General features: G+C 68.3%; 8 protein-coding genes and 1 pseudogene. 3 read left to right on the top strand and 6 right to left on the bottom strand.

Going from position 1 to position 8504, the window contains the following annotated elements:
* Together RH94_RS46430 and RH94_RS27490 are read right to left on the bottom strand one after the other, a co-directional pair.
* Nucleotides 1-169 (bottom strand): putative transporter small subunit (locus RH94_RS46430; RefSeq protein WP_324614327.1); only part of this gene is annotated, 169 nt, incomplete at its 3' end.
* Nucleotides 108-1856: a sodium:solute symporter family protein gene (locus RH94_RS27490; protein ID WP_234426083.1), complete on the bottom strand. Its 1749-nt coding sequence runs from the start codon at nucleotides 1854-1856 to the stop codon at nucleotides 108-110. The genes RH94_RS27490 and RH94_RS46430, both read right to left, overlap by 62 nt.
* 822 nt (nucleotides 1857-2678) lie before the next feature.
* On the opposite strand from RH94_RS27490, the gene RH94_RS27495 reads away from it, so the two are divergent.
* Both RH94_RS27495 and RH94_RS27500 read left to right on the top strand, forming a co-directional pair.
* Nucleotides 2679-3116, top strand: a complete 438-nt coding sequence (locus tag RH94_RS27495; RefSeq protein ID WP_073951228.1) for a hypothetical protein — start codon at nucleotides 2679-2681, stop codon at nucleotides 3114-3116.
* A 555-nt stretch (nucleotides 3117-3671) separates the two neighbouring features.
* Nucleotides 3672-4301 carry a hypothetical protein gene (locus RH94_RS27500; RefSeq protein ID WP_073950923.1) on the top strand — a complete coding sequence of 210 codons (630 nt, stop codon included), beginning with the start codon at nucleotides 3672-3674 and terminating at the stop codon, nucleotides 4299-4301.
* Nucleotides 4302-4495: 194 nt separating this feature from the next.
* On the opposite strand, the gene RH94_RS27505 is transcribed toward RH94_RS27500, so the two are convergent.
* The 3 genes from RH94_RS27505 to RH94_RS27515 form a co-directional block, all read right to left on the bottom strand.
* Complete coding sequence (locus tag RH94_RS27505) at nucleotides 4496-5257, bottom strand: phosphoglyceromutase (RefSeq protein ID WP_073950924.1); 762 nt, start codon at nucleotides 5255-5257, stop codon at nucleotides 4496-4498.
* A gap of 251 nt (nucleotides 5258-5508) precedes the next feature.
* Nucleotides 5509-6798 (bottom strand): RNA-guided endonuclease InsQ/TnpB family protein, encoded by a 1290-nt coding sequence (locus tag RH94_RS27510; protein WP_073950925.1) that lies wholly within the window; start codon nucleotides 6796-6798, stop codon nucleotides 5509-5511.
* 202 nt (nucleotides 6799-7000) lie between these two features.
* Complete coding sequence (locus RH94_RS27515; protein WP_073950926.1) at nucleotides 7001-7477, bottom strand: DUF2000 domain-containing protein; 477 nt, start codon at nucleotides 7475-7477, stop codon at nucleotides 7001-7003.
* Here RH94_RS27515 and RH94_RS27520 point away from each other — a divergent pair.
* Nucleotides 7476-8294: an AraC family transcriptional regulator gene (locus tag RH94_RS27520; protein WP_073950927.1), complete on the top strand. Its 819-nt coding sequence runs from the start codon at nucleotides 7476-7478 to the stop codon at nucleotides 8292-8294. The genes RH94_RS27515 and RH94_RS27520 overlap by 2 nt on opposite strands.
* 18 nt (nucleotides 8295-8312) lie before the next feature.
* Here the strand turns inward: RH94_RS27520 and RH94_RS44800 are convergent.
* Nucleotides 8313-8504 (bottom strand): annotated as a pseudogene (locus tag RH94_RS44800) (YbjN domain-containing protein); the annotation flags it as partial.

Consider the following 8504-nt stretch of genomic DNA (forward strand, 5'->3'; position numbering starts at 1 on the left):
CGCGGAAGAACCCACGGCTGATCACGAACAGGACGGCGGCCACGATGGCGGGCCAGATCAGGACGTACACGCTCAGAGCGAAGGTGGTCACTGGGCCTCCTCTTTCTTCACTTGCTGCTTGCGGCAAGGCCGGGTTCGCCGTGGGCGACCCCCGCCGGCCGCGGGACACCGGCCCTGCCGGCGGACGCCTGCGCGGAACCGTCGTCGAAGTCACCGGTGCGCTGGGCGATGACGGCGAAGTCGAAGCGTTCGTTGTTGCCCACGGACATCGCCCAGCAGATGACGGTGCTCACGGAGTAGGCCACCAGGGAGCCGCTCAGCGTCGCGTACTCGTGCAGGGATCCAATGGCGAACGGCGCGGACACCGCTGCGGCCAGCACACCGACGGTCTTCGCCGGCCTGGCGCCCAGGAAGCCGAACACCATCAGGCCGAGGACGACACCGATGCCGATGACCGCCAGGACGTCCACGACGATGCCGAGGGCGCCGTCCGTGGGGATCCAGCCGAAGCGGACCGGCAGGAACACCGCGAGCGCCGCGAGCACCGAGGTGGTGAACGCCTTGCTGGTGACCTTCTCCCAGTAGAAGCTGGCCAGCACCGGGAAGACGAGGGCGCCCCACAGCGCGCCGACGAACACCAGCAGATCGAGGATGTTCAGACGGAGGCTGGCGAAGGCCACGGCCGTCGCGGTCGCCAGCACCATCGTGATGCGTCCGATCAGCAGCATCGTCCTGGGGTTGGCCTTCTCCTTGCCGGCCACCGCCTGGCCGTAGATGTCGGTCATCGTGATCGAGGAGAGGGCGCAGAGGTCGGCGTCCGCGGTGGAGGACAGCGCGCCGACGATCATGATGAAGAACACCGCCAGCAGCACGGGCGACAGGTAGGTGGCGGCCATCTCGGGGATGAGGTTGTTCAGGTCGCCGCCGGTCGGCTCGAAGCCGATGTAGAGGGCGAGCACCCCGAGCATGCCGACGCCGATCACCATGGCGCCGTAGCCGATGGTCGCGGTGACGAAGGTCGGCTTGATCAGGCTCTGCTTCACCGCGAAGAGCCGCTGCGCGATGGTCTGGTTGCCGATGGCGTAGGCCAGCACCGCGGCGATGTAGGGGGCGCCCTGGTTCATGAACGCCTCGCTGGAGAAGAAGTTGCCCTGCTGCGGGGTCAGGTGGTGCGCGCCGGTCTCGAACGCCGCCGGGAAGCCGGCCGCGAAGAAGATGACCGGAACGATCACGGCCACCGCACCGAGCATCGCGACGACCTGGATGAAGTCGGTCAGCACGGAGGCGCGGAAACCGGACCACAGGGTGTAGAGCAGCACGCCCGCGGCCACGGCGAAGACGCCCTGGGTGAAGTTGAACGGCGACAGCAGCGAGATCAGCACGCCGCCGGCGATGAAGTTCGACATCAGGCTGATGAGACTGCCGACGACGTTGGAGCCGGCGAGCATCAGCTGGCTGGAGCGGCCGTGCCGCGCGTACATGACCTCGGCCAGCGTGTGCGCCTTGGGGGCGACGGAGCGGATGCGCTTGCCGAAGGGATAGATGAAGAGGATCATCAGGGCGCCCCAGAGCCCGTAGTGGATGGGCCCCGATATGCCGTAGGTGTACCCCGACGTCGCGGACGCGTACATCGAGGCCGCCCAGATCCAGGTCGCCGTCATGCTGGCGGCGGAGATTCCGAAACCGATGTTGTTACCACCGGTCATGTACGCATCGGCGTTCTCGTCCTTCTTGCCGATGCGGGTCGAGATCAGGAAGGTCCCTCCGTAGAAGAGGACCAGCAGACCAATGATCACCACGGCGCCGAACTGGGCTGTCTCCATCCCGTGCAATCGCGCCACCTCCTTACGACTCATGGAGTCCGGCGTCAGTCGCGGCGCCCGGCACGTCGACCGGGGACCCGCGGACCTGTCCCGCGCGTCGTGAGCGGCGGGAGGACGGCTCCGGCCCCCCGGAACAGCGGCGTCATCACTGGAGCCGGGGGCGTTCACAAAAAGGCAGACCCTTTGAGTCCGCAAACCTTTCACATTCTAACAGTTTTTTACGCCGCCATGACTTTCAGCCGACCTCAAAGCTACTGAATGTGACACCCCGCGCTTCGCAGCACCGACGGATGACGCTTGCGACCTCAACAACCACCCCCCTCCGGCCGATCATGCCCGCATTGCCCGTTTGCAGCCCCTTCTTCACAAATCACAACTGCGACGCGCAACTGCGACGCCGATTCCTTCGAGGAGGAACTGGGCCCGCTCGTCTCCCTCATTCCCCACTGGTCGTCGACTGGCCCGACGCGGCCCTCGACGATGCTCCGCGAGCGCCTCGCCAACCAGTTCCAGGCAGCCGTCCGGACGTTGGGGGGGGACGGAGGCACGGCATATCTGCACGATGGCCACGCGGTACTGCCCCAACAGCCTCAGGGTTTCGAAGACCTGGCACAGCAGCGAAACCGCGGACAGGGGGCTCCAGACCCAGGGCACTTCCTCTTGCCCCGGGCCTTGTCGGGGGTCTTGGTGTGCTGGTCCTCCCCTGGTCAGAGCGCTGGTCACGCGGGCCTGAAGGGTCGTAGTCGGTCGTCGTCGGTCGTCATTTGGGTGCCGTCGAGCAGCGTCGGACGGCCCAGGACGGGTCAGCCGACCCAGGCTCTCCTGATGTCGGACCCGTACCGCATCATGTGCGTCATGTCACTGACCTTCGGCCCTGACCGGCAGACCCGCGAGTTCCGGTGCGACTGCTGCGACGCACCCATCGAGCGTGCCTGGAACTTCGTCCACGCGGACGGCGCTCCGTACGCGGTGTACTTCGCAAACTGCTACCACCACCGGGACCAGGATCACGACGCGTGGATAGACGTGATCTTCGGAACGTGGGGCGTCGGACCCGACCAGTGGGACGATCACGTCTCGTTCGCCTGTCGAGTGGGCCCTGTCGTCGGCCAGGACGAGCCCGCTTCCACCCTCGTCACGGCGGGTCTCGCGCATCCTGATGACCCGTTCTTCGGGCTCAGGCTTGATCGCGAAGCCGCCTTGCGGCATCCACGCCTGTCGGAGTTCTGGAAGGTCTCGGACTTCATCCTGGAGAACGACCCGCTGGTGCGCGGTCACGTCTACAGGCGCTGAACGCTCACTCGCGGAGCCGGGAAGGCGGAGATCAGGGAGTTTCTGTGGCACGAGCTGACGGAGCACTTCGGCTTGGACCACCCGTACGGCGTGGACGGAACGGCGAAGCGCCTCACCGCCCGGTGGATGTCGATCGGCACACAGGAGACCTGAACAGTACGAACGGCCCGGTGATCAGTCGGCCTCAGAAGGCCGATCGAGCACGACCGGGTCGCCCGGCGCGATCACAGCCCTGGCCGGCGCTGCCTGCGGCCGGGGTCGGGCGGAGTCCACTGGGAAAAGCGGCCACCAACGGGTAGGTACCGCCGGCCGTCGTCGCATGGCCAAAGCCGTCCTCACCCTGGGGTGCCAACGCTCCGACGGTGGATCCGCCGGATCAAAAGGACGGCGAAGAGCATGTTGCCCTCCAGGCACAGGGACCCCGCGGCGAAAAGGGCCGACGCTCCGGCTTCGTCCGCCCACGCCGATCCGAACGGCCACAGTCGGCTCGCCAGCCGTGAGCTCAGCACGGAAGATGGGCTCGATTGGCTACGCAAAGGCGTAAAGGACGACAAAATGCCCCCAAGCCACCCTGGCCACTCCAGCAAGATCGGTCACCGAGCCGTCGCGTCCACACTCGGCTGTGCCCTCGGCGCGCTCGCCCTGGCCGGGTGCGGCGGCACCGGTCAGGGCACCGGCCCCTCGCCTCGGCCAACGCCCAGCAGCCCCAATCCGGCGTCCTTTTCCGGGATGCCGCCGTCGGCCCTGGCTTCCGCGGCAGCTTCCGCGATCGCCTCCGCTCACGCGTCCGCCTCGGCAGCGGAATCCTCCGCGGCCGCCCGCGCCTCGGAGTTCGAAGCATCCGTTGATGCCGAGGTCGCCCGGGCCGGCGCCGCCGCCGAGAGAGAGCTCAAGAACGTCAAGGGCCGCGGCAACGCTCTGTCCGAAGTCGGCATGACGGGTCTGCCCCGGCACCAGACCAGCGGGCTGCTCGCCGCCCTGGTCACGATCACGAACAAGACAAGTCACAAGGCGTCATACGCCGTTCAGATCGACTTCAAGGACTCCGCCGGAAAAGTTGTCGAGACCAGATTCGTAGGTGCGGAGAACCTCTCCCCCGGCCAGAAGGAACAACCCATCGCTTTCAGCAGACAACCGACGGAGGCGAGACTGACACCTCACCTTGCCAAGGCCCAGCGGTACTGATGTACGAGAGCGAAAGCACGCCTCGCACGTCCTCGCCGTGCGGGTACTGGGGCGCCGGCAGACGCCTGCGAGTGGCGGCGTGACAGCAACGTCCGCCGACCCGGCCGAGCGATTGGCGGCCCTGAGGGGGCCCACAGCATGAAAACGCCTCTCACCCGCGACGAACACGCAGGTGAGAGGCGTAACCGCAAAACCTACTTCTTCTTGCCCTGGTTCTTGACCGCCTCGATCGCGGCCGCGGCCGCCTCCGGGTCGAGGTACTTGCCGCCGGGGTTGAGGGGGCGGAAGTCGGCGTCGAGCTCGTAGTACAGGGGAATGCCCGTCGGGATGTTCAGGCCCGCGATGTCGGCGTCCGAGATCTGGTCGAGGTGCTTGACCAGGGCGCGCAGGCTGTTGCCGTGGGCGGCGATCAGGACCGTGCGGCCGGTGAGGAGGTCGGGGACGACGGCGTCGAACCAGTACGGGAGCATGCGGACGACGACGTCCTTGAGGCACTCCGTCCGCGGGCGCAGCTCCGGCGGGAGGTTCGCGTAGCGCGGGTCGGAGAACTGGGAGTACTCGGCGTCACGGTCCAGCGGGGGCGGCGGGGTGTCGTAGGAGCGGCGCCACAGCATGAACTGCTCCTCGCCGAACTCCGCCAGGGTCTGGGCCTTGTCCTTGCCCTGGAGGGCGCCGTAGTGGCGCTCGTTGAGGCGCCAGGAGCGGTGGACCGGGATCCAGTGGCGGTCCGCGGCCTCCAGCGAGAGCTGGGCCGTGCGGATCGCGCGCTTCTGGACGGACGTGTGGACCACGTCGGGCAGCAGGCCGGCGTCCTTCAGCAGCTCACCGCCGCGGACCGCCTCCTTCTCGCCCTTGTCGTTGAGATTGACGTCCACCCAGCCGGTGAACAGGTTCTTCGCATTCCACTCGCTCTCGCCGTGGCGGAGGAGGATCAGCTTGTACGGTGCGTCGGCCATGCCTCAGAGCGTAATCCACCGGTTCGGTCCCCTGCCCTGGCCGCTCGCCCGGCCGACGGACCGGCCGGCAGTTGGCGGCTTCTGTTGACCGAGTGGCCGGTCGCCACTCCGATCTCGTAAGCCGTGCTCGCCATCATAGCCGCTTACATTCGGAGATCGTGCGTATCCGCCGCAAGTCTCAGACGTGCCGCCCGCGAGACCATCTTCCGAGTTCCCCCGCGAGTTCTGGTGGCTTTGACATCCTCCCCCTCCTAGGAAAGGGGGATTCCAACCCGGGCGGGTTGAGGTTCACGGGCGCTCGAACGGTCGGTGGCCGCTGTCACCCCTCCGGCACCGGCTGTGCACCGGGGGCGGGGAATCCCGCCCTGTCCTGCCGCGACGTTTTTGGCTGCGTTCTCATCGGCGCTGCAGGTGAAACCGCAGGATACGCACTCGAAGTCGGCTTGGCTCTTGCGCGACTTCTTGTCGATCCACCCGCAGGCGCTGCAGCGCAGACTGGTGTACGGGGCGGGCACGTCCTCGACCCGGCCGGGGGCCTTATCCGCGGTGCGTCTACGGAGCAGGCCCCAGCCCTGGGCGAGGACGGCCCGGTTCAGCCCGGCCTTCTGGCGCACGTTGCGGCCGGGCTGCTCGACCGTTCCCTTGGCGGAGGCGGTCATGTTCTTGATGTTCAGCTTCTCGAACCGGGTCAGGTCATAGGTGCGGGCGAGCATGGTGCTGGTCTTCTCGCACCAGTCCTTGCGCCGGTTCACCTCGCGCGCCTTCAACTTGGCGGCCTTGGCGTACTCGGCGGTCTTGAGATCGCTGTTCTTCGGGGCGCGGGCGGCGCGCCGCTGGTGCTTGCGGATCTGCGCGCGTTCCTTCGTGGTGAGCTGCGGGCAGTTCAGCTTCCGCCCGTCCGACAGCGCGGCCGTGATCGTCACACCCCGGTCGATGCCGATGACCTCGCCCGTGCCGGGTGCGCCGACCGGCTGGGGAACGACCGCGAACGCGACGTGCCACTGGCCGTTGCGGAAGGTGACGCGGAACGTCTTCGCCTGCGGCAACTCGGCGCGGGTGAGGCGGAAACGCACCCAGCCGCAGCCCGGCACCTTCACCTGCGCCCACCGACGGTTCAGCTTCTGCACCACGACCAACCGGCCCATGACCTGCCGGCCGGTCCTGGCGTTGAGCTTGGGCGAGCCGTCCTCGTTGCACTCGGGCACGCGGTCGGTGCCGATGACGCGGAAGCCCTCGTGCCAGTACTTCCTGCGCCAGGTCGGCTCACCGAACCCGGAAGTGAACTTCGCCGCCTTGGCCTTGGCGAAGTCCTTCAGCGCCTGCTGCTGCACGTCGGCGTTGCCCGCCCGCAGCCACGCATTCTCGTGTCTGGCCTCGGTGAGCTGCCGGCACTGCTCGGCGAAGGAGGGCGCGGACTTCCCGCCCGTGCGCCGGTGCGCATGCTGCTCGACGGCCAGGTTCCACACATACCGAGCGTGCGCGCAGTGTTCGAGCATGATGCCCGCCTGCTCACTCGTCGGGTACATACGGAAACGCGGCATGCCGCCAACGTAACCCCACGACTCGCTTCCCTCTTCGAATCCCACCAGGCTCACCCGAACGAGTGGCCGACCCATGGTGCCACCGGCACCGACGGTACTCCCACAGGATCATCCCGGAGTGCGAGAGGCTCAAACAGGAGCTGGACGAGATGGGCCGCAGGGTGGCTCGAAACAGCACGGGGCGGAATCCCTAAGAGAGGTGTCACGGGTGCATCCGCGCCCCCTTCAGCGCCTTGTCCACCGCGTTCCTCGGGCCGTACACCGCGAGCCCCACCAGGTCCAGCCCGCCGGTCGGTACGGCCCGCACCGCGGCCCGGTTGTCGCTGTCGTTGCCCGTGGTGAACAGGTCGGAGGTGAAGACGGCCCGAGGAAGGGCCCGGGTCAGGGCACGCGCGTGTGCCGCGGCCAGGGTCTCCTTCGCGCCCTGGAAGACCAGCACCGGCTGGCGGAACATCGGCAGGTACGGCACCTGGTCGGCGTCCTCGTACGGCTCGCCGATCACCTCGGGGACCGTGGTGCCGAGGCCGCTGACCAGGAAGGCGGTGACGTTCAGCCGCTGCCAGGGCTCCAGGTCCTCGCGCAGCAGGACGGCGATCTTGGTGTCGAAACGGGTGGGCTGCTCATTCATGCCATGAGGGTTCCGGACCCCGTACGGCATCGTCTTGTACGTTCTTTGCATGTCCCCCCAGCGGAACGTCTCCGCCTGGCGCCCGCGCGTCCCGGGCGTCGTGGAGGTGTTCCACGCCCACTTCACCGAGTACGCCTACCCGATGCACGTGCACGAGGTGTGGACACTGCTGATCGTGGACGACGGCGCCGTACGGTACGACCTGGACCGGCACGAGCACGGCACCCCGCACGACACGGTGTCCCTGCTGCCGCCGCACGTCCCGCACAACGGCTCGCCCGTCAGCCCGCGCGGCTTCCGCAAGCGGGTGGTGTACCTGGACGCCACCCACCTCGGCGACGACCTCGTCGGGGCGGCCGTGGACGGGCCGGACCTGCGCGATCTCGTCCTGCGTCGGCGCGTGGGCCAACTGCACGGCGCGCTCGGGCGGCCCGGTGACGAGTTGGAGGCCGCCGGCAGGTTGGCACTCGTCGGGGAGCGGCTGCGGGACCATCTGCGGCGCCGGGTCGGCGGCACCACTCGTCCGCGCCGCGACCCCGTGCTCGCCCGCCAACTGCGCGAGCTGCTCGACGAGCGCGTCACGCACGGGCTGTCGCTGGAGGAGGCGGCGCGGCTGCTGCACGCCCATCCCGCCCATCTGGTGCGGGTGTTCAGCACCGCCTACGGCATCGCCCCGCACCAATACCTGATGTCCCGCCGTGTCGGCCGCGCCCGTCGGCTGCTGCTGCGGGGGCGGGCGCCGGGCGAGGTGGCCTCGGTGACGGGGTTCTACGACCAGGCGCACCTCACCCGGCACTTCAAGAGGCTGGTCGGTGTGACACCGGGCGGGTACGCGCGCTCGGCAAGAGGATCCCGCGGTCTCGCGTGACGCGGTACGGGCCCGGGGTCAGTCGGACGGGCGCTGGGTCAGGTGGGCGAACGCCTCGAGGTTGCGGGTGGATTCGCCGCGGGAGACGCGCCAGGCGTACTCCCGGCGGATCGCGGAGGCGAAACCGAGTTCCAGCAGGGTGTTGAAGCTGCCGTCGGCCGCCTCCAGGACCTGGCCGAGGAGGCGGTCGATCTCGTCGGCGGTGGCGGC

The sequence above is a fragment of the Streptomyces kebangsaanensis genome (genome assembly GCF_001906585.1).
GTDB lineage: Bacteria > Actinomycetota > Actinomycetes > Streptomycetales > Streptomycetaceae > Streptomyces > Streptomyces kebangsaanensis.

What these genes read in the sequence shown, in the direction of transcription:
- RH94_RS27490 (WP_234426083.1), bottom strand. Translation starts at nt 1,856, where the DNA reads ATGAGTCGTAAGGAGGTGGCGCGATTGCACGGGATGGAGACAGCCCAG.
- RH94_RS27495 (WP_073951228.1), top strand. Translation starts at nt 2,679, where the DNA reads ATGTCACTGACCTTCGGCCCTGACCGGCAGACCCGCGAGTTCCGGTGC.
- RH94_RS27500 (WP_073950923.1), top strand. Translation starts at nt 3,672, where the DNA reads ATGCCCCCAAGCCACCCTGGCCACTCCAGCAAGATCGGTCACCGAGCC.
- RH94_RS27505 (WP_073950924.1), bottom strand. Translation starts at nt 5,257, where the DNA reads ATGGCCGACGCACCGTACAAGCTGATCCTCCTCCGCCACGGCGAGAGC.
- RH94_RS27510 (WP_073950925.1), bottom strand. Translation starts at nt 6,798, where the DNA reads ATGCCGCGTTTCCGTATGTACCCGACGAGTGAGCAGGCGGGCATCATG.
- RH94_RS27520 (WP_073950927.1), top strand. Translation starts at nt 7,476, where the DNA reads ATGTCCCCCCAGCGGAACGTCTCCGCCTGGCGCCCGCGCGTCCCGGGC.
- RH94_RS27515 (WP_073950926.1), bottom strand. Translation starts at nt 7,477, where the DNA reads ATGCAAAGAACGTACAAGACGATGCCGTACGGGGTCCGGAACCCTCAT.